Genomic DNA, 20412 nt, shown 5'->3' on the forward strand with positions numbered 1-20412 from the left:
TCGGTACGTTCTCACGTACCGTCATTACTAAAGACGTACGAGCCAGCGAAAAGCGCAGCCCGAAAAGGTAAATTTTGTCAGTGACCCGACCGTTGAGCGCTTGCGGCGCCTCGGGTAAGGTCATGCCATCTGCAACGACAAGGCCTCGTCATGACCTCCAAGCTGGAACAACTCAAGCAGTTCACTACCGTAGTCGCCGACACCGGTGACCTCGACGCCATCGCCCGCCTGCAACCGGTGGATGCCACCACCAACCCCTCGCTGCTGCTCAAGGCGGCGGCCCTGCCCCGCTATGCCGATCTGTTGAACCAGGCAGTGAGTGCCGGCAAGGGAGACCTGGGGCTGGCCTGCGATCACTTCGCGGTGGCCGTCGGCCAGGAGATCCTCAAGGTCATTCCGGGGCGCATTTCCACCGAAGTCGATGCGCGCCTGTCGTTCGACACCGACGCGACCCTGCGCCGCGCCGAGCGCCTGATCGGCCTTTACGAAAAAGCGGGGATTGGCCGCGATCGCGTACTGATCAAGATCGCTTCGACCTGGGAAGGCATCCGCGCCGCCGAGCAGCTGGAAAAAGCCGGCGTGCAGACCAACCTGACCCTGCTGTTCGCCTTCGCCCAGGCGCAGGCCTGTGCCGATGCCGGCATATTCCTCATCTCGCCGTTCGTGGGGCGCATCTACGATTGGTACAAGAAGGCCGAGGGCCGTGATTTCGTAGGCAACGATGATCCTGGCGTGCAGTCGGTCAAACGCATCTACAACTACTACAAGGCAAACGGCTACGACACCGTGGTAATGGGAGCAAGCTTCCGCAACCTCGGTCAGATCGAAGCGTTGGCCGGTTGCGACCGCCTGACCATCAGCCCCGACCTGCTGCAGAAACTGGCTGAGGACGATGGCCAGCTCGGTCGCCAGCTCACCCCTGGTGCTACCGGCGAACCTCGCCAGAGCCTCGATGAAGGTGGCTTCCGCTGGGCGCTGAACGAAGACGCCATGGCCACCGAGAAGCTGGCCGAAGGCATCCGCCTGTTCGCCCGCGACCAGGAGAAACTCGAAGCCCTGCTGGCCGCCAAGGCCTGAATGACAAAGGGGCGCCAGCCAAGCTGACGCCCCTTTTCATTGCGAGTTCGAAGGTAGGGTGCGCTGTGCGCCAAGGATTTTCTCGGCAGATATCGGTGCACGCAGCGCACCTACAGAAAAGCGGGAGATCAGTGCCGCTCGAGTGCGCTGACCAAATCGTGAAAGGCCTCGCGATTGGAATCGTTGAGCCCCATCAGGATGCGGTGCGCTTCCAGCACCTTGGCCTTCACCACCTCTTCGGACTGATCCTGCGAAGGCAGATCATCCAGACAATCCGGACAGGGAATCGGCCGATCGACGATGTTGAACACCTGATCGAAACCCATGGACTCCAACAAACGGGTGATGTCGTCGTGGGTGGTGACAACGGTCGGCAACAGTCCCACCTTCTGCCGCGACAGAATGGACAACTTCGCCAGCAAACCGAGAGTCGTGCTGTCGATACTGCGCGTTTCAGTCAAGTCGATGACGATGGCCGAAAAATTCAACGCGGTGAAAATCTTTTCAATCGTGGCATCCAGAGCTGAACACAGCGTCAGACGGACTTCACCGACAAACTTCAGGACGAAGGTTCCATCCTGCTCGGCGAATTGGATGCGACCGGGGCTTATCCCAGGATTCATGCAAGGTTCCTGCTCAACACCAGCAAGGCGATATCATCCGGCATCTCGCCCAGATTGGCCAGACCGAGAACTTGACGCAAACCGCCCAGCGTACCGCCAGCCTGGCTAACCAGTTGTGGCAGCGCCAATTCCTTCTCTTTCAGCGTGTCGCCCGGCAACAGGTCGAGAATGCCGTCGGAGAGCAGCGTCAGGCTGAAAGACTCAGGCAACTGCATCACCAGATCGCCGTATTCGGCTTCTTCGAAAAGGCCGACCGGCAGGCCGCGGCCTTCCAGGTAACGCGCCTGGCCATTCTCGAACAGTATCGGCAATGGCAGATGCCCGCCGATGCTGTAGGTGAGCATGCCGCTCTCCTCGTCGATCACGCCGCCGAGCATGGTCACGTGTTTGCCCAGCTTGCAGTTGATCAGGCCGCGGTTGATGTGACCGAGCACATCCGAGGGCTTGAACTCCGGCAGCGTACCGCCACGCCGCCACTCGTAGAGCAGGCGCGTGGTCATGAACTTGAGCAGCACGGTGACGAATGCCGAGGACGCCCCATGACCGGAGACATCGGCCAGATAGAACGCGATGCGTCGCTCGTCGATACGGAAGTAATCGACGAAGTCACCGGACAGGTACAGCGACGGAATGATCTGGTGCGCGAAGTTCAGGCCATCGGCCTGCCAGGGCGTCACCGGCAGCATGTTCATCTGCACCTGACGGCCGGCGTTCTGGTCTTCCTGCAACAGATGCAGGCTGGCCTGGAGCTCACGATTGGTCGCTTCCAGCTTCTCGCGATAGAGCTGGTTCTCGACGCGCAGACGCGCACGATCCAGCGCGCGGCGCACCGAATGCTCCAGCACCGCCAGGTCTTCGAGAGGTTTGATCAGGTAGTCGGCAGCACCGAGACGCAGGGCTTCGACGGCATCGTTCATCACGCCGGCGCCGGAAACGACGATCACCGGCACCTCTACACCCAGCGCGTTGATACGTCGAATCAGTTCAAGACCGTCAACCTGCGGCATGCGCAGGTCGCAGATCATCAGGTCGGGGCCTTCCTGCTGGAACACTTCCAGCCCCTGCAAACCGTTGTTGGCCTGCAACACCTTGAAGCCGCTGTCCTCAAGGTAGGCCGCGAGGCTTGCACGTACGACATCGTCGTCGTCGATGATCAGCAGAGTGGCACTGGTTTTGTGCATGGGGTATCCAGGCAAACTGCGCCAGGGCAATTTTGGTCACTGCCCATGGCGCGGCGCCGCATCTATGGCGCCAGGGCGATTTCAAGGGGCAGACGGTACTCCCATCTGCCAGCCGATTCAAGCCGGGACCGGTCGTCGTTCGGCGGCTTTACAGGTCAAATCGACGAGGGTTATAAGAGCCGCGGGAGAGCTCATAAGAAGAGGACAGGGTCCATGAGTCAGAATGATCGAGCGTACAGCGAGAAACGTGACTACATCCGCATGCGACTGGAAGCTGCAGTCGTCCTCCATCACGCTGGCCGGGAAATCCCTGCAGTGTGCTTGGATCTTTCCAGTACCGGCATGCAAATCGAGGCTGAAGCTGCCCTGAGCATGGGCGACAAGGTCAAGGTCCATATCCCCTCAGAGCACAGCGAACTCGCCGGGCTCGACGCCCAGGCCGAGGTGGTGCGAATAGGCGATCTGGGCGACGGTCGTCAGTCGCTGGGCCTGGCAATCATCTCCATGAGCTGAAATCTGCATTTACGAAAAAGGCGGCCCAGAGGCCGCCTTTTTCGTATCTACAGGGCTTAGAAATCGTCTTCGACCTGCCCATCCTTCACCTTGAACTCACGGCTCTGCAGGTAGGCGTTGCGGATGAAGATGTACTTGTCGCCGCTGACCAGTCGCTCGGCCTGCAGCAGGTTGGCACGGGTGTCGACCACCTGTACGCCACGGGTGACGTTGCGCGTCGGTACGTGATCCATGTAGGGATACAGCGTCAGGAAGCTGTCCGGCACTCGACCGGTGGCATCACGCACGGTGCTTGGGCCGAGGAGCGGGATGACCAGGTAAGGACCGCTGTTCAAACCCCAGACACCGAGGGTCTGACCGAAGTCTTCGTCATTCTTGCGCAGGCCCATGTGTTTGGCCACGTCGAAGAACCCCAGCACACCGAAGGTAGTGTTGAAGATCAGGCGACCGGTATCGACGCCGGCGTTGTGCAACTTGCCCTGCAGCAGGTTGTTGGCCAGGTTGCCGACGTCGCCGATATTACCGAAGACGTTGTGCACGCCATCCTCGAGAAACTGCGGCGTGACAGCCCGGTAACCCTGGGCGATCGGCTTCAGCGCATAGGTGTCGACGGTATCGTTGAAGCGGAAGATGGGGCGATTGAAACTTTCCCAAGGATCTTCTTCCGAAGCTGCCTGACTCATCGCAGGCAGCAGGCTGAGGCCGACGAGGGCCATCAGGCCACCCAGGCGCGCGATCCAGCGAGCACCGATCACATGCATTTAAATCTCTCCTTGAGGAAAATAATGTGGCCACCGCCAGCGGGCCGAATGCCGCGTAGTATAAAGCCTGGAGCCCTGATTGGGCAGCATAGCGAAGAAAAGCGATGACCGACGAAACCTTGCTGCACACGGCACACATCCCCGTACGCTGGGGCGACATGGACAGCTACGGGCACGTCAACAACATCATCTACATGCAGTACCTGGAAGAAGCCCGTGTCGCCTGGTTCGAGCTGGCCGGCGTAGCCATGAGCAACGTGCCGTTCGGTCCGGTGGTACTGCAAACCCAGCACACCTACCTGAAACCGGTGATCCACCCCGCCACTGTGGTGGTGGAACTGCGGGCTGGCGCGGTGGGACGCAGCAGCCTGGTGATCGCACACCGGCTGACCACCGCCGAAGACCCGCTCACGGTCTACGGTGAGGGTTACTGCAAACTGGTGTGGATCGACCACGAAAGTGGCAAATCGGTAGCCCTGCCGGAGCATGTACGCGGCCTGTTCAACGTCACCTAGCAGTCACATTACGGTCATCCGTCGGCGTTAGATTGGCCTAGGCCAATGCCACGGATGATCCCATGCCCTCCCCCTGCACCGCCCTGATCTTTCAACTGTCCGGCTGCCTGGTCGACTTCGGCGCCCGCACCCTACCTGTCGCGCTGCAACGGCTGCATCCCGAGTGCACAACCGCGAACCCGACCGGTACGCCGCAACAGGCACTGGATGCATGGTTAGGCAAGTCGGCAACCAGCGCACAACTGCAGGCGCTGCAACAGAAGCTGAGCGAGGTGGCCGGAGAACATGCCGAACTGACCCCGGGTGCTGCACAGTTGCTGCAAACCCTGCATGCCAGCGGCACGCCCTGCGCCTGGCTGGATGACCTGCCAGCCGACGCCAGTCTGCGCCTGGCCGAAGCGCTGCCCACACCCATCGAAGCGGTGCTGGCGCGTCAGGCCAGGCCATGGCCGGCGCCAGACAGTTGCTGGCAGGCCCTGAGCCAGCTGGACGTCGAGCGCCTGGACGGTTGTGTAGTCGTCAGCGGTAATCCGCTACTGCTGCAAGCCGGCCTCAATGCCGGCTGCTGGACTATCGGCCTGGCTGCCTGCGGGCCACTGTGCGGCTACGCCCTGGCCGACTGGCAGGCTCTGAGCGCGAGCGATCAGGAACACCTGCGCGCTGAGGCCACGCTGCAGCTCTATCGTCTGGGCGTGCACTCGGTGGTCGATCATCTGGGAGAAATCGAGGCCAGCCTGGACGATATCGGCGTGCGCCGGAGCAAGGGCGAAAAGCCCTGAGCCTTTGACTCGGATCAGGCAAAGCCGGCCCGCTTGGATTAACCTTCAGGTACGGGTTGAAAACTTCCAGCGCAGCTGGGGGTCAATGCCTAAGCTGATTTGATAAGGAGAACTCTATGCCAGCAAGCGACCTGCAGCAGCAACTGGAAGCCCTCCAGCAACACCTGGCCCAGGACACGCCGCTCAGCGAGGAAGAACGCGCATCGCTTTACCTGCTGACCCAGGAAATCGAAGTGCAATTGGCTCGTGAAGCCGCCTCAGCGCCTGACGCTACGCTGGTCGATGGCGTCAATCTGGCGGTGGAACGTTTCGAGGCCAGCCACCCTACCCTCGCCGGCACCCTGCGCAACATCATGCAGAGCCTGGCCAATATGGGCATCTGAATGCCCCGCCCCGGCTAACATCGAGCAACTCAAGAAAATGCCGCCATTTGGCGGCATTTTTTCATGGGTTACTGGCGCGCCAGGCGACCATTTTCCGACTTGAGCGCCTCGGTGCTGCGATACGGATTGATATCCAGCCCACCACGGCGCACGTAGCGCGCATAGACAGTCAGCGACTGCGGCTGCAGCAGACGCTGCAGATCGAGGAAGATGCGTTCGACGCACTGCTCGTGAAAATCCGCGTGCTGACGGAAGCTCACCAGATAAGCCAGCAAGCTGGCATGATCCAGCGCCGCGCCGCGGTACTCGACGACCAGGCTGCCCCAGTCCGGCTGACCGGTAACCGGGCAGTTGGACTTGAGCAGATGGCTGTGCAGGCTCTCTTCCACCACCCGACCAGCGTCGCAACGCAGCAGCTCTGGCTGCGGGTGATCGTACTGGCTGACACTGATGTCCAGTTCGTCGATGCACTGACCCGGCAGCGTCGCCACGCCCTCCTCAGAAACTTCAACCAGCGAGCGCAGGCGCACCGCCACCGGCTTACCAGCCACTACCGACAGGTCACGCACCAGTGTCGCTTGCAGCTCGTCCCAACTGGCGAAAGCGGACTGGTTCAGGGAGTTGAGGTACAGCTTGAAGGACTTCGACTCGATGATGTTCGGCGAGTCTGCGGGGATGGCGAACTCACCGATGGCCACCACCGGTTTGCCGGACGGCAGCAGCCAGGACAGCTCGTAGCAGTTCCAGTAGTCCACGCCCTGATACGGCAGGCTGGCGCCATCCAGCCCCAGCTCCGCCCACTTGGTAGTGCGCGAGATGGGGAACAGCAGCTCTGGGCTGTATTCGGCGATGTACTGGCTGGACTTGCCCAGCGGGGAATGTTCGGCGGGGTGCTGCATGACGGGCAATCCAGAATAGCGAAAACCGCGCGAGTTTAACGGGTTAACCACCGCGCCGCACGCGCAGCGGGCTGTGGGTTTGCTCGGTGCGCACAGCGCACCCTACTGCCGCTGATCTTTCCATCTTGCTACACACGTAGGGTGCGCCGCGCGCACCGCAGTGCCCACCGGCACAAGCCAGTCAGACCGCCACCGGCTCCTCCTCGATCTTGCGCAGTGGCGCCCAGCGCCTCAGCAGCAGGTACAGCGTCGGAATCACGTAGAGGGTGAAGAAGGTGCCGACCAGCAACCCGCCGACGATCACCAGGCCGATCTGCTGGCGGCTTTCCGCGCCGGCTCCGCTGGCGATGGCCAACGGCAGCGAACCCAGCACCATGGCGCCGGTGGTCATCAGGATCGGCCGCAGGCGCTGCACCGAGGCCTCGATCACCGCCTCGCGCAGGGCCTTGCCATCACGCAGCAGGTGGTTGGCGAACTCGACGATAAGGATGCCGTGCTTGGTGATCAGGCCAATCAGAGTCACCAGGCCGATCTGCGAATAGATGTTCCAGGTGCCGCCGAACAGCTTCAGTGCCAGCAAGGCGCCGGCCATCGACAAGGGCACACTGAACAGGATGATCAGCGGGTCACTGAAACTCTCGAACTGCGCCGCCAGCACCAGGAAGATGAACGCCAGGGCCAAGGCGAAGATCAGCAGAATGCCCGAGCTGGATTCCTTGAAGTCACGCGACGTGCCGGTGTAGTCGTATTGCGTCTCTGGCGGAAATACCTCACGGGCGGCGACTTCCAGATGATTGAGCGCCTCGCCCAGGGTGTATCCGGTGCCGACGTTGGCACTGATGGTCACCGCACGTAGCTGGTTGAAGTGATTGAGCTCGCGCGGCGCCACCGTCTCGCGCACCTCGATCAGGTTGGACAGCTGCACCATGCCGCCGTCGCGATCACGCACATAGACACGATTCAGGTCCCGCGGGTTGCTGCGGTCGATATCCTGCAGCTGCACCATGACGTCGTACTGCTCGCCATTCTGCTTGAAGCGGGTCACCTGGCGGCTGCCGAACAGGCTTTCCAGGCTGCGCCCGATCACCGATACATCGGTGCCAACCGCCGTTGCCTGCTCGCGATTGACCGTGATCTTGAGCTGCGGCGAGTTGAGTTTGAGGTCGCTATCCAGCCCCTCCAGGCCCGGATAATCACGCATGCGTTCCATCAGTTGATCGACATAAACCTGCAGCTCGGCGTATTCCATGGACGAGCGCACGACGAAGTTGATCGGCTGGTTGCGCGCGCTCTGCCCCAGCGGCGGGCGGTTGACCGGGGTCACGCGCATGCCGGCGATGTCCTGCAACTGCGGCAGCAGTTCATTGCGAATCTCGAACTGGGTACGCGAGCGGTCGCCCCAGTCCTCCAGTTTCATGAAGGAGATGCCCTGCGCCACGGTAGGGAAACCGGCGATCATCAGATAGCGATTGGTCTCCGGAATACTCGCATAAGCGGCCTCGACCTCACGGCCATAGCGCGCCGTATAGTCGATGGTGGCGCCGTCCGGACCATTGAACACGCCAACGATGGTGCCGGTGTCCTCGGTAGGCGCCAGCTCCGAACGCAAGCCGCCGAACAGCCAGGCGCACATCACGAAGGCCCCCAGTAGCACGCCAAGTACCAGCGGCCAGGCACGCAGCGCACGGTCCAGGCTGTGCTTGTAGCTGTAGGTCAGACCATTGAGGAAGCCTTCGATCAGGTTGTACACGCGGCCATGGCGCTGCTCGTGCTGGTGCGATCGGAGCATCACCGCGCACATCATCGGCGTCAGCGTCAATGCCACGAAACCGGAAACCAGCACGGCGCCGGCCAGGGTCCAGGCGAACTCGGTGAACAGCTTGCCGGTGGTGCCCTGCATGAAGCCGATGGGCGCGAATACCGCAGCCAGGGTCAGGGTCATGGCAATCACCGCGAAGGCGATCTCGCGGCTGCCCTTGAAGGCCGCCTGCATCGGCTTCATCCCCGCCTCGATATGGCGGTGGATGTTCTCCAGCATGACGATGGCATCGTCCACCACCAGGCCGATGGCCAGAACCATGGCCAGCAGGGTCAGGGTGTTGATGGTGAAGCCCATCAGCGACATCAGGGCAAAGGCGCCGATTAACGATACCGGAATGGTCACCAGCGGAATCAGCGTCGCGCGCAGCGAACGCAGGAAGATGAAGATGATCAGGATGACCAGCGCCACCGCTTCCCAGATGGTGGTGAAGACGTTGTCGATGGACTCGCGGATGAACTGCGAGTTGTCGTTGGCCACGGTCATGTTCATGCCGTCGGGCAGCAGAGCCTTGACGTCATCCCAGGCCGCTTCGAGGCCATCGGAGATATCCAGCGGGTTGGCCGTGGCCTGCTTGACCAGGCCCAGGGTTACAGCCGGCAAACCGTTGAAGCGCACCACGGTACGCTCGTCGCGCGGCCCCACTTCGGCACGGCCGACATCGGACAGGCGCAGCAGGTAGCCTTGCGAGTCGTCGAGGATCAGCTCGTTGAACTGCTCCGGGGTACGCAGATCGGTCTCCGAGAGCACGCTGAACTCACGTTCACGCGACTCGATGCGCCCGGCCGGAATCTCCACGTTCTGCCGGCGCAGGGCATCCTCCACGTCCTGCACGGTGAGGTTGTGCGCAGCGAGCTTTTCCGGGTCGAGCCAGATACGCATGGAGAACGTCCGCGCACCGCGTACCTGCACTTCGGACACGCCGGGAATGGTCTGCAGACGGTCCTTGATCACCCGTTCCAGCAGGTCGGTGATCTCCATGGCGCTGTGCTGCTGGCTGTGAAAGGCGATCCAGATCACCGGCTGGGCGTCGGCCTCGACCTTCTGCACGATGGGTTCGTCCACCTCATCCGGCAGCAGGTTGCGTACTCGGCCGAGGCGGTCACGTACGTCGTTGGCCGCCTCGTCGGCGCTGCGGCCGAGACGGAATTGCGCGGTGATCTGGGTGTTTTCCGCGCGACTGATGGAGGTGACGAAGTCCAACCCCTCGATGCCGGAGAGTACGTCCTCCACCGGCTGCGCTACCTGCGACTCCATGATCTCCGGGCTGGCCCCTGGATAGGTGACCTGCACGGTGACGATGGGCACGTCGATATTGGGGTATTCACGCACATTGAGGCGGTCGTAGGCCATCAGCCCCAGCAGCACCACGATCAGCGACAGAACAGTGGCGAATACCGGCCGGCGAATGCAGACATCGGAGAGTGTCACGGCTGACGCTCCCCACTCTTGGTGCGTACGGCCAGCCCTTCGCGCACACGCTGCCAACCGGCGCTGATGATGGTTTCGTCGCCCTGCAGGCCTTCACGCACCTCGACCAGGCCGTCGAAACGCTTGCCCAGAGTCACCTCACGGCGTTCGACCTTGCCATCGACCACCAGGTTGACCAGCAGCTTGTCACCCTGCGGCATCACCGCTTCCTCGGGAATCACCAGCGCATTGGACCGCTCCTCGAGAATTACCGAAACGCGGACGAACTGTCCCGGACGCAGGCGGCGGTCATCGTTGCCGATATGCGCGCGGATCGCCTGGCTGCGCCCGGCTTCGTCGAGGCGCGGATTGATGGCAAAGATTTCGCCGCGAAAGCGCTCGCCGGGGAAGGTATCGAGGGTGATTTCCACGGTCTGGCCGAGGCGCACCTGGGCCACGGCCTTCTGCGGAACACGGAAGTCGACCTTGAGCGGGTCGAGCACTTCCAGGTTGACGATGTTCTGCCCGGCACTGAGGTAGTCACCGACGCTGGCCTGGCGCAGGCCGAGCGTGCCGTCATGAGGGGCCTTGATCTGGGTCTTGTCGAGCCGCGCCTGGGCCAGGGCCTGACTGGCACGGGCGGCCTGCAGCTGGCTCTGCGCCTCGTCCAGCGCCTGGGCGTTGCTGGCACCACGCTGAAACAGCATCTGCGCGCGCTGGTGGTTTTTTTCGGCCAGATCAAGATTGGCCCGCGCCTGGGCAAATTCGGCGCGGGCAATGGCATCATCGAGGCTGATCAGCAGGTCGCCAGCGGTCACCGCCTGGCCTTCACGAAAATGCAGGGTGGCCAGGCGCCCTTCCACTTCCGGACGAATCATCACCGATTCGTCGGAGCGCAGCGAACCGAAGGTGATCAACTCGTCACGCACCTCCATCTGCCGTACCGGCACGATCTCGACCATTGGCCCTTCGGCAGCCAGCGCAGGCGTCGTGAACAAGCCCAGACACAGCCATGGAAGAGCACGCAACAGCACGGTCATGATCAGCCCCTTTTTCTTGGTAGAGGCGGAGTCTAACCGGCTGCTGCGTTACTGACAGGGGCGCAAGTTATTTCGCTATGTTTTTTCGGTCGCCGCCACATTCTGTAGGAGCGGCTTTAGCCGCGAGAATCGCGGATAAATCCGCTCCTACATGAGCGGCAAACGTCACTGACGCATACCACGACCGCTGACCAGCAGGCGGATGCACAGGGTATAGAGCACAGCGGTGGCCAGCAGCATGAAGCCGATGGCCACGCCGATACGGATGTCGGACACCCCGAGAATGCCGTAACGGAAGGCGTTGACCATGTGCAAGATGGGGTTGCCCAGCGACACCGTCTGCCAGAACGGCGGCAGCAGGGTGATGGAGTAGAACACACCGCCCAGGTAGGTCAACGGCGTCAGCACGAAGGTCGGGATGATCGAGATATCGTCGAAGTTGCGCGCATACACCGCGTTGACGAAGCCACCGAGGGAGAAGATGGTCGCCGTCAGCAGCACCACCAGCACGGTCACGCCCAGGTGATGCACCTGCAGGTGGGTAAAGAACAACGACAGCAACGTGACGATGAAGCCCACCGCCAGCCCACGCAACACGCCACCGACGACGAAACCGATGAGGATGGTGTGCGGTGACACCGGCGACACCAGCAACTCCTCGACGTTGCGCTGGAACTTGCTGCCGAAGAAGCTCGACACCACGTTGCCGTAGCTGTTGGTGATCACCGACATCATGATCAGCCCCGGCACGATGTACTCCATGTAGCTGAAGCCACCCATGTCGCCGATCTGCCGGCCGATCAGGTTGCCGAAGATCACGAAGTACAAAACCATGGTGATCGCCGGCGGTAGCAGGGTCTGCGGCCAGATCCGCACGAAGCGGCGGATCTCACGGTGAACGATGGTACGCAGGGCCACCAGGTTGGCGGCGAATTCGCTGTTGAGGTACTGAGAAGTCATTGCGCCACCTTGGCCAGGTTCTTTTCCACCAGGGAGACGAACAGCTCCTCCAGGCGATTGCTCTTGTTACGCAGGCTGAGCACCTCGACCTGCTGCTGCGCCAACTGCTGGAACAGCGCATTGAGGCCCTGGCTCTTCTCCACCTGCACCTCCAGGGTGTGGTGGTCAACCAGACGCGCCGGATAGCCCTGCAGCGTCGGCGCTGAGCTGTAGGAGTCCTTGAGGTCGAAGAGAAAGGTCTCCACGTGCAGCTTCTTCAGCAGATCCTTCATGCTGCTCAGCTCGACGATACGACCGTGGTCGATGATGCCGATGTTGCGGCACAGCTGCTCGGCCTCTTCCAGGTAGTGGGTGGTCAGAATGATGGTGGTGCCCTGCTTGTTCAGCTCGGTGAGGAAGCTCCACATCGAACGGCGCAGCTCGATATCCACCCCGGCAGTCGGCTCGTCGAGGATCAGCAGGCGCGGCTGATGCACCAGAGCGCGGGCGATCATCAAGCGGCGCTTCATGCCACCGGACAACTCACGTGAAGCCACGTCGCGCTTGTCCCACAGGCCGAGTTCGGTCAGGTACTGCTCGGCGCGCTCCTTGGCGATCGAGCGCGGAATACCGTAATAGCCGGCCTGGGTGACGACGATGTCGAACACCTTCTCGAACTGGTTGAAGTTGAACTCCTGCGGCACCACGCCCAGGCAACGCTTGAGCGCGTAGGGTTCGCGGTCGAGGTCATGGCCAAACACACTGACCGTGCCACTGCTCTTGTTAACCAGCGTGGAGAGCACGCCGATAGTGGTGGATTTGCCGGCACCGTTGGGGCCAAGCAAGGCGAAGAAATCCCCTTCGGCGACGTCCAGATCGATGCCGTGCAGGGCCTGGAAGCCGTTTCCGTAGGTCTTGGTCAACTGGCGAATGGTCAGGGCGGAGCTCATGAAGATGGGGTTTCCCGCGCGAGAGTGAGGTCGTTATAGATGAGGGCGAAGACGCTCGATTGCAACTGCGTGTTTCGCCCGCTCATTGCTGGCATGCACCCTACCGACCCTGACGCGCGGAGAAAAGGCCGTCCTGCCGATCTTGATTATCGACTCAGTCGATAACACTGGCCTCACGCTGCATATCGCCACTGAGCTGCAGCGCACCGGTCTCGAACAGGTGCGGATAGCAGACGCGCAGATGCTCGAAGAACAGTTGCTCGGGCAGATCCTCGAACTGACCGTGGTCATGCAGATACTCCATGTAGCGCTCGCCCTTGTCGTTGTAGGGATGGAAGACGCTGTCATGCACGCCGTCGAACTCCAGCGGCGCCACCTTGAATACCCGGCACAGCGCCTCGTTGAACGCCGGCGTGGCCTTGACCCAGCGCCCGTTCAGGTGCAGTTCGGTGTAACCGTGCATGGCGAACACCTCACTGCGCAGCAGTTCCAACAGGCGCGGCGTAGACAGGTGATTGCGCACATCGGCCAAACCGATACGCGCAGGAATGCCGCAATGCCGGGCGCAAGCGGCGAGCAGATTGGCCTTGGGTACGCAGTAGGACTCACCGCTCGCCAGCGCATGGCTGGCCTTCAATGTCTGCGCATCGAGACTGAAGGCATAGGGGTTGTAACGAATCTCGTCACGTACCGCGAGATACAGGGCAACGGCCTGACTGATCGGTTCTCGTGAGGCGCCACGCCAGGTTTCGGCGAACTCGACTACCGCGGGATGGTCACTGTCAATGAAGCGGCCGGGACGTAGACAGGTCTGCATGACGGGGACTCCTGAAGTTCGCTTCAGTCTAATCCCGTCGATTGCGCCACGTTCACGACGATCCGGCCAAGCTCACCGCCCCTGCCGCCATTTATGGCTATGCTCGGGGCGTCGCCCGCTCGAATCATGGAGGAATGCACATGCTCGTCATCTGGTTGCTGGTTCTGCTGCTTGGGGTCGCCTACCTGGCCCATAGCCGTACCGCCGCCCTACCTGCCCTCGGCATCACCGCAGCCTACCTGGTGGCCATGGCCTTGTTCAGCCCGGTACCGGGCTGGTTGCAACTGCTGCTGTGGATCGTCACCGGCGCCGTCGCCGCCTTCATCCTGCTCGGCGATCTGCGCCGGCAACTGTTCACCAGCCCGCTGTTCGCCTGGTTCCAGCGCGTACTGCCGCCGATGTCGGCGACCGAGCGCGATGCCATCGAAGCCGGCACCGTGTGGTGGGATGGCGAGCTGTTCAGCGGCAAACCGGACTGGGACAAACTGCTGGCCTACCCCAAGGCCAAGCTGAGCGAAGAGGAACAGGCGTTCATCGACGGCCCCACCGAAGAACTCTGCGCGATGATCAGCGACTGGCAGGTCGGCCAGCAGATGGATCTGCCGGAGAAGGCCTGGGAGCACATCAAGCAGCACGGCTTCTTCGCCCTGATCATTCCCAAGGAATACGGCGGCAAGGGCTTTTCCGCCTATGCTCACTCGCAGGTGGCGATGAAGCTGGCTACCCGCAGTGGCGATCTGGCCTCTACCGTGATGGTGCCCAACTCCCTCGGCCCGGCCGAATTGCTGCTGCACTACGGCACCGACGCCCAGCGCCAGCACTACCTGCCGCGCCTGGCGCGGGGTGAGGACATTCCCTGCTTCGCCCTCACCGGCCCGCTGGCCGGCTCCGACGCCGGCGCCATGCCGGACACCGGGATCATCTGCAAAGGCCAGTACAACGGCGAGGAAGTGATCGGCCTGCGCCTGAACTGGGAGAAGCGCTACATCACCCTCGGCCCGGTGGCCACCCTGCTCGGCCTGGCCTTCAAGGCCTACGACCCGGATCATCTGCTCGGCGACAAGGAAGACCTGGGCATCAGCCTGGCGCTGATCCCCACCGATACCCCCGGCGTGGAAATCGGCCGTCGTCACCTGCCGCTGGGCGCTGCCTTCATGAACGGGCCGAACTCGGGCAAGGACGTCTTCATTCCGCTGGAGTACCTGATCGGTGGCCAGGAGTACCTCGGCAAGGGCTGGATGATGCTGATGAACTGCCTGTCGGTCGGCCGCTCCATCTCGCTGCCGGCAGTCGGCACCGGCGCGGCCAAGTTCACCAGCCTCGCCACCGGCCAGTACGCCCAGTTGCGCGAGCAATTCAACGTGCCGCTGGCCGCCTTCGAGGGCATCCAAGAAGCCCTGGCGCGCATCGGCGGCAACGCCTGGCTGATGGACAGCGCGCGTATCCTCACCGCCAACGCCGTCGACCTGGGCGAGAAGCCCTCGGTGCTATCGGCGATTCTCAAGTACCACCTCACCGAACGCGGCCGCGAGTGCATCGGCCACGCCATGGACGTGCACGGAGGCAAGGGCATCATCATGGGCCCGAACAACTACCTGGCCCGCTCCTGGCAGGGCGCGCCGATCTTCATCACCGTCGAGGGTGCCAACATTCTCTCGCGCAACCTGATGATCTTCGGCCAGGGCGCCATCCGCTGCCACCCCTACGTGCTCAAGGAAATGGCCCTGGCCGACCGCGAGGACAAGGATCAGGCACTGGCCGAGTTCGACTCACTGCTGATGAGCCATATCGGCTTCGCCGTCGGCAACGCCGCCAGCAGCTTCCTCTTGGGGCTGACTCTGAACCGCCTGGGCCAGGTGCCCGGCGACGACCTAAGCCAACCTTACTACCGCGCACTCAATCGCCTGGCGGCGGCCTTCGCCCTGTGCGCCGACAGCAGCATGATGCTGCTCGGCGGCGACCTGAAGCGTCGCGAGCGCCTGTCCGCACGCCTTGGCGACGTGCTCAGCCATCTCTATCTGGGTTCGGCTGCGCTCAAGCGCTACCACGACCTGGACTACCCAGAAGCGATCCGTCCACTGCTGCGCTGGGCCATGGAGGAAAACCTTTACCACGCCGAACAGGCCCTGGATGACCTTCTGAGCAACTTCCCCAACCGCCTGTTCGGCTGCCTGCTGAAAGTGCTGGTGTTCCCGCTGGGTCGCCGCCATCACGGCCCGAGCGACGCACTGGACGCCGAAGTGGCCGCGATCATTGGCCGCCAGGCCGGCGACCCGGCGCTGGAATCGGTGCTGGAAGGCTGCTACCGCCCGCAGGCGGACCAGGATTCAGTAGGAGCCCTGCAACATGCGCTGAACCTGGTGCAAGCCAGCCAGGATGCGCGCAAGCGTCTGCACCAGGCGCTCAAGGACGGCAGCCTGCAACCGGCGCCGGGCCAGGACGCCATCGAGGCGGCGATCGCTGCCGGCATCCTCGACGGCGAACAGGGCCAGCGCCTGCAAGCCGCCGAAGCGGCGCGCCGTCGGGTGATCGATGTCGACGACTTTGCCAAGGAAGAGCTCAAGCTGAGCCGCGGCAAGGTGCGCTGAGTCGAACCACTTGTGGGAGGGACTTTAGCCGCGAGCTTCTTGCGTCGCGGCTAACCCCCCTCCCACGAAAGTCAGCTATGCAGGACAGCGGGCGCCAGGAACTCTATACTCCTGCGCCCGTTTTACCCTTCAGGAACCTGCACCATGGCCAGCCATCTCGAACACCACCTCGCCCTGCTCAACCACCTGCGCGGCATCCTCGTCGCCCTGGGCGAAGCCGAACAGGTGCTCGACGACAGCCATGCCCTGTTCCTCGAGCGCTACGATGAGCTGCTCGCCGAACTGCCAAGCGACCCGGTGTCCAGCCAGTACCTCGGCCAGGACCTGATCAGCCAGGTGTTTCACCGCTACCCGCAGATCGCCCATCTGGTACCACGTGACCTGCTGTGGTTCTTCGGCGGCGACTGCCTGCACTTCATGCCCGACGAGGAAATCGCTCTGTACCAGACCCTCGACGAGCGCCGCTTCGAAGCCGAAGAGAACGACGAACCCTTCGACTGGAACCAGGAAAAACAACTGCTGGCCCTGCCCACCGACAGCTCCAAGCACTGATCTGCCAATAAACGAAAGGCCCGCACGGTAAACCGGCGGGCCTTGTTTTGTGTCTGTACAAACGACAGAAACGAAAACGCCGCTCAATTGAGCGGCGTTTTCGTTTATTTGGAGCGGGAAACGAGACTCGAACTCGCGACCCCGACCTTGGCAAGGTCGTGCTCTACCAACTGAGCTATTCCCGCGGTACAACTTGAAGTGGCGTCCCCTAGGGGACTCGAACCCCTGTTACCGCCGTGAAAGGGCGGTGTCCTAGGCCACTAGACGAAGGGGACACACCCCGGAACATCAAGCAACTTTCCGGCTTCCTTCGCTCTGTTTCTAGCATTGCGCTGGAAGTGGCGCGCATTCTATGGAGCCTTTCGAGGGTCGTCAACCTCTCTCTAAAAAATTTTTAAAATCAAAGACTTCAGCCCATAAATCGATATGCCACTAGGAGCCATGCAGCCAAGCCACTACACTCGGTCGAAAAGTCGATTCTCGAGAGGTCCCAAGCAGTGTCCGCACTCGTGATAACCATGCTGATCGTCGGCGGCATCGCCCTACTGATGGTGATTGCCTACATCAACCACGCCGTCGAGAACAGCAAGCTGGAGAAAGCGCGCCAGCGCGCTGATCTGCTCGACCGCATTCGTCGCTGCCAGGATATCTCCGAACGCATGCCTGGACAGCTGATGACACCGCAGCTGAAGCTGCTGCTGAGCCAGTTGCAGTTGCAAGTCAGCGAACGCCTGCTGCCGCTGGACAAGCACAACGCCAAACTGAAGACCGATATCGACACTCTCAAGACCCAGATCGCCCAGGGCGAATCCATCCCGGTGAAGAACCCACCACAACCCATCGCCAACGAAGCCAAGGCCAAGGATGTACGTTTCCTTCTGGAAAACCTGCACGCCCTGATCACCAGTTCGGTACAGGGCGGCCTGCTGCCCGCCAACGATGGCAAGCATTGGCTCAAGCAGATTCGTCAGATGCTGGTACTGGTGCATATCGAGTTCTTCAGCACCCTGGGCCAGACGGCCATGCAGCAGAATCAACCCGGCCAGGCACGCCTGGCCTTCGAACGCGGCGTGCAGTACCTGCGCAAGCAACCTGACCCGACCCCTTACCAGACGCAACTCAAGCGTTTCGAAGAGCAATTGGCGCGCGCCAATGCCATGGTGCTCAACAACAGCGTACCCAACGCGGATGAACCCAGCCAGTTGACCGAAGGTCTGAAGGACCTGGAAGACGACTGGAAGAAGAAGAACATCTACGACTGAGCAGACGACCGCCTTCGCTCAGTCAACCACGTTGACCGCCGATAGGAGCTGTAATGAGCCTGACCGTTTACGGAGCACCCCTGTCTCCCTTCGTCCGCAAACTCTGCCTGTGCCTGATCGAAAAGGGCCTGGATTACGAGCTGGAGGTGGTCATGCCCTTTGGCCAGCCGGACTGGTTTCGCGAGCTCAATCCGCTAGGCCGGATTCCCGCCTTTCGCGATGGTGACCTGAAGCTGGCGGACTCCAGCGTGATCTGCCAGTACCTGGAAGAGCGCTACCCTGAGCACATGCACCTATATGGCGACGGTGCGGAGCAACGTGCCAGGGTGCGCTGGCTGGAAAAATACGCGGACTACGAGTTGGCGCCGCTGTGCACCTTCACCGTGTTTCGCAACCGCGTGCTGAAAGCCACCATGGGCCAGCCATGCGATGAGGAAAAGGTGCAGCAGACGCTCAAGGACAAGCTGCCCAACCACTTCGACTATTTCGAGGCCACGTTGGGTAACGCGCCCTACTTCCTTGGCGAACAACTGTCCATGGCCGACCTGGCACTGGCCAGCCAGTTGCTCAACATGGAGCACGGCGGGGAAACCCTGGATGCCGGCCGCTGGCCGAACCTGCTGGCGCACTACGAGCGTATCAAGGCCCGCGCATCCACACAGCAACTGCTGCCGCGTGAACTGCGCACACTGGAGAAGATCGGCGCCATGCGCTGAACACGCCTGCTTCGTAGGGTGCGCCGTGCGCACCTATTGCGAAATCAGCTTCGGCGACGTCTCAAGCCAGCGGTGCGCGTGGCGCCCCTAGCGGATCGAGTCTCCCTGCATCGCCAAAGGCGTACTCAGCAGTCGCTGGCGGCCAGGAATATCGCTGCCAGCGCTTCGATACCGGCCTGATCCACCTCGGTGAACCGCCCCACCGACGGGCTGTCCAGATCCAGCACGCCGATCAGGCGCCCCTCCTTGACCAGAGGCACCACCAGCTCACTGTTCGATGCACTATCGCAGGCAATATGCCCCGGGAAGGCATGCACATCCTCGACCCGCTGCGTTTGCAGGCTGGCCGCCGCCGCGCCGCAGACGCCACGACCGAAGGCGATGCGCACGCAGGCCACCTTGCCCTGGAATGGGCCGAGCACCAGCTCGCCATCCTTCACCAGATAGAAGCCGGCCCAGTTCAGATCGGCCAGCTCGTGAAACAGGAAGGCGGAAAACTGCGCAGCATTGGCGATGAAGTCGCGCTCGCCGCTAAGCAATGCCTGCAATTGTGCACTCAGCAGCGGGTAACCGTTGAGATCACCACCAGCCTGAGAAAGATCGATCATGCCTGTTGCTCCAGCAGTTGCAGCCCGACCCAGTGGCGGGCGAATTGATAGGCGCAGCGGCCATTGCGGTTACCGCGACCCAGCGCCCAGCGAATGGCGGCTTTCTCCAGCGCCTCGTCCCAGCTCCAGTCGAGCCCGACCTGACGCGCCTGCACCTCTACCCAGTGACGCACGACGAGCAGGAAATGATCCTGGCTGAAGGGATAGAACGACAGCCACAGGCCAAAACGGTCGGACAGCGCGATCTTGTCCTCCACCGCCTCGTTGGGGTGCAGCTCGCCGTCGACCCGCTTCCAGTTCTCGTTATCGCTCTGATGCTCGGGCACCAGATGGCGACGGTTGGAGGTGGCGTACAGCAGCACGTTGTCCGGCGCCTGCTCCAACGAGCCGTCGAGCACGCTCTTGAGTACCCGGTAGTCACCCTCGCCCGCTTCGAACGACAGGTCGTCGCAGAACAGCACGAAGCGTTGCGGCAAGCCGGCCAGCAGCTCGACCACGCGCGGCAGGTCGGCCAGATGATCGCGCTCGATCTCGATCAGGCGCAGGCCGGCCTTGGCGTGCTCGGCGAGCAGGGCACGCACCAGCGAAGACTTGCCAGTGCCACGCGCGCCCCAGAGCAAGGCATGGTTGGCCGGCATGCCGCTGACGAACTGACGGGTGTTACGCGCCAGTTGCTCGCGCTGGGCGTCCACACCCAACAGATCGCTCAGCGACAGGTCGAGGCTGACATCCAGCGGCAACAGGTAGCCGCTGCGGCCATCACGCACCCAGCGTGCCGCCACGCACTTGCTCCAGTCCACCTCCGGACGTAGTGCAGGCAACAGGGGTTCGATGCGCTCCAGCACCTGCTCGGCGCGGGCAAGAAAATCCAGTAACCGGGAATCCACGATCTACTACTCCTTTTGCGCAGAGCCGCACGTTGCAGGCTCTGCCGGTATGGGGTCGCTATCAGCTATGCTTGGCAGGCGCCCAAGGATCAG

General features: G+C 62.2%; 20 protein-coding genes and 2 tRNA genes. 9 read left to right on the plus strand and 13 right to left on the minus strand.

Going from position 1 to position 20412, the window contains the following annotated elements; genetic code table 11:
- Window positions 1-150 precede the first annotated feature (150 nt).
- A complete protein-coding gene (gene tal, locus BM186_RS13705) occupies window positions 151-1077 on the plus strand; it encodes a transaldolase (RefSeq protein WP_074915959.1) in 927 nt (308 codons plus the stop codon).
- Window positions 1078-1205: 128 nt separating this feature from the next.
- On the opposite strand, the gene rssC is transcribed toward tal, so the two are convergent.
- Together rssC and rssB are read right to left on the minus strand one after the other, a co-directional pair.
- On the minus strand, window positions 1206-1688 hold the full coding sequence (rssC, locus tag BM186_RS13710) for an anti-sigma factor antagonist RssC (RefSeq protein WP_026088796.1): 483 nt from the start codon (window positions 1686-1688) through the stop codon (window positions 1206-1208).
- A gap of 8 nt (window positions 1689-1696) precedes the next feature.
- Window positions 1697-2881 (minus strand): two-component system response regulator RssB, encoded by a 1185-nt coding sequence (rssB, locus tag BM186_RS13715; RefSeq protein WP_072425585.1) that lies wholly within the window; start codon window positions 2879-2881, stop codon window positions 1697-1699.
- A 213-nt stretch (window positions 2882-3094) separates the two neighbouring features.
- Here rssB and BM186_RS13720 point away from each other — a divergent pair, with 213 nt between their 5' ends.
- A complete protein-coding gene (locus BM186_RS13720) occupies window positions 3095-3394 on the plus strand; it encodes a PilZ domain-containing protein (protein WP_072425586.1) in 300 nt (99 codons plus the stop codon).
- A 56-nt stretch (window positions 3395-3450) separates the two neighbouring features.
- Here BM186_RS13720 and BM186_RS13725 read toward each other — a convergent pair whose 3' ends face one another.
- Window positions 3451-4155, minus strand: coding sequence for an MlaA family lipoprotein (locus BM186_RS13725; protein WP_074915961.1), 705 nt, complete (start codon window positions 4153-4155; stop codon window positions 3451-3453).
- A 104-nt stretch (window positions 4156-4259) separates the two neighbouring features.
- Here BM186_RS13725 and BM186_RS13730 point away from each other — a divergent pair, with 104 nt between their 5' ends.
- The 3 genes from BM186_RS13730 to BM186_RS13740 all read left to right on the plus strand — a co-directional run bounded on the left by BM186_RS13730 (window position 4260) and on the right by BM186_RS13740 (window position 5832).
- Window positions 4260-4670 (plus strand): acyl-CoA thioesterase, encoded by a 411-nt coding sequence (locus BM186_RS13730; protein ID WP_072425587.1) that lies wholly within the window; start codon window positions 4260-4262, stop codon window positions 4668-4670.
- A 62-nt stretch (window positions 4671-4732) separates the two neighbouring features.
- Window positions 4733-5449, plus strand: a complete 717-nt coding sequence (locus BM186_RS13735; protein WP_074915964.1) for an HAD superfamily inactivated hydrolase PcrP — start codon at window positions 4733-4735, stop codon at window positions 5447-5449.
- A gap of 116 nt (window positions 5450-5565) precedes the next feature.
- Window positions 5566-5832: a DUF4404 family protein gene (locus BM186_RS13740; protein WP_021490580.1), complete on the plus strand. Its 267-nt coding sequence runs from the start codon at window positions 5566-5568 to the stop codon at window positions 5830-5832.
- 68 nt (window positions 5833-5900) lie between these two features.
- On the opposite strand, the gene queF is transcribed toward BM186_RS13740, so the two are convergent.
- From queF to BM186_RS13770, 6 genes are all read right to left on the minus strand, one after another.
- Entirely contained in the window at window positions 5901-6731 is an 831-nt protein-coding gene (queF, locus tag BM186_RS13745; protein ID WP_074915966.1) for an NADPH-dependent 7-cyano-7-deazaguanine reductase QueF, read from the minus strand.
- Between the two features lie 181 nt (window positions 6732-6912).
- Entirely contained in the window at window positions 6913-9981 is a 3069-nt protein-coding gene (locus tag BM186_RS13750; RefSeq protein ID WP_074915968.1) for an efflux RND transporter permease subunit, read from the minus strand.
- Window positions 9978-11000 (minus strand): efflux RND transporter periplasmic adaptor subunit, encoded by a 1023-nt coding sequence (locus tag BM186_RS13755; RefSeq protein WP_074915970.1) that lies wholly within the window; start codon window positions 10998-11000, stop codon window positions 9978-9980. Before BM186_RS13755 ends, BM186_RS13750 begins: the two co-directional genes overlap by 4 nt.
- A 165-nt stretch (window positions 11001-11165) precedes the next feature.
- Window positions 11166-11960 carry an ABC transporter permease gene (locus BM186_RS13760; RefSeq protein ID WP_072425592.1) on the minus strand — a complete coding sequence of 265 codons (795 nt, stop codon included), beginning with the start codon at window positions 11958-11960 and terminating at the stop codon, window positions 11166-11168.
- Entirely contained in the window at window positions 11957-12889 is a 933-nt protein-coding gene (locus BM186_RS13765) for an ABC transporter ATP-binding protein (RefSeq protein ID WP_064495525.1), read from the minus strand. The genes BM186_RS13760 and BM186_RS13765 overlap by 4 nt, the downstream gene beginning before the upstream one ends.
- 154 nt (window positions 12890-13043) lie before the next feature.
- Window positions 13044-13706 (minus strand): transglutaminase-like domain-containing protein, encoded by a 663-nt coding sequence (locus BM186_RS13770; protein WP_074915972.1) that lies wholly within the window; start codon window positions 13704-13706, stop codon window positions 13044-13046.
- 140 nt (window positions 13707-13846) lie between these two features.
- Here BM186_RS13770 and BM186_RS13775 point away from each other — a divergent pair, with 140 nt between their 5' ends.
- Both BM186_RS13775 and BM186_RS13780 read left to right on the plus strand, forming a co-directional pair.
- Window positions 13847-16294, plus strand: coding sequence for an acyl-CoA dehydrogenase (locus BM186_RS13775; RefSeq protein ID WP_074915974.1), 2448 nt, complete (start codon window positions 13847-13849; stop codon window positions 16292-16294).
- Window positions 16295-16438: 144 nt separating this feature from the next.
- Window positions 16439-16846, plus strand: coding sequence for a PA2817 family protein (locus BM186_RS13780; protein WP_072425596.1), 408 nt, complete (start codon window positions 16439-16441; stop codon window positions 16844-16846).
- Window positions 16847-16955: 109 nt separating this feature from the next.
- On the opposite strand, the gene BM186_RS13785 is transcribed toward BM186_RS13780, so the two are convergent.
- Window positions 16956-17031, minus strand: a tRNA-Gly gene (locus tag BM186_RS13785).
- A gap of 14 nt (window positions 17032-17045) precedes the next feature.
- Window positions 17046-17121 (minus strand) — tRNA-Glu (locus tag BM186_RS13790).
- A 243-nt stretch (window positions 17122-17364) separates the two neighbouring features.
- Here BM186_RS13790 and BM186_RS13795 point away from each other — a divergent pair.
- Both BM186_RS13795 and BM186_RS13800 read left to right on the plus strand, forming a co-directional pair.
- Entirely contained in the window at window positions 17365-18108 is a 744-nt protein-coding gene (locus BM186_RS13795; protein WP_074915976.1) for a hypothetical protein, read from the plus strand.
- A gap of 53 nt (window positions 18109-18161) precedes the next feature.
- Window positions 18162-18824 carry a glutathione S-transferase family protein gene (locus BM186_RS13800; RefSeq protein WP_074915978.1) on the plus strand — a complete coding sequence of 221 codons (663 nt, stop codon included), beginning with the start codon at window positions 18162-18164 and terminating at the stop codon, window positions 18822-18824.
- A gap of 125 nt (window positions 18825-18949) precedes the next feature.
- On the opposite strand, the gene BM186_RS13805 is transcribed toward BM186_RS13800, so the two are convergent.
- Both BM186_RS13805 and BM186_RS13810 read right to left on the minus strand, forming a co-directional pair.
- Window positions 18950-19432: a GAF domain-containing protein gene (locus tag BM186_RS13805; RefSeq protein ID WP_059391514.1), complete on the minus strand. Its 483-nt coding sequence runs from the start codon at window positions 19430-19432 to the stop codon at window positions 18950-18952.
- Entirely contained in the window at window positions 19429-20319 is an 891-nt protein-coding gene (locus BM186_RS13810) for an ATP-binding protein (protein WP_021490590.1), read from the minus strand. Before BM186_RS13810 ends, BM186_RS13805 begins: the two co-directional genes overlap by 4 nt.
- Window positions 20320-20412: the final 93 nt, after the last annotated feature.

Origin of the sequence: Ectopseudomonas toyotomiensis, from assembly GCF_900115695.1 — a bacterium.
Classification (GTDB): domain Bacteria; phylum Pseudomonadota; class Gammaproteobacteria; order Pseudomonadales; family Pseudomonadaceae; genus Aquipseudomonas; species Aquipseudomonas toyotomiensis.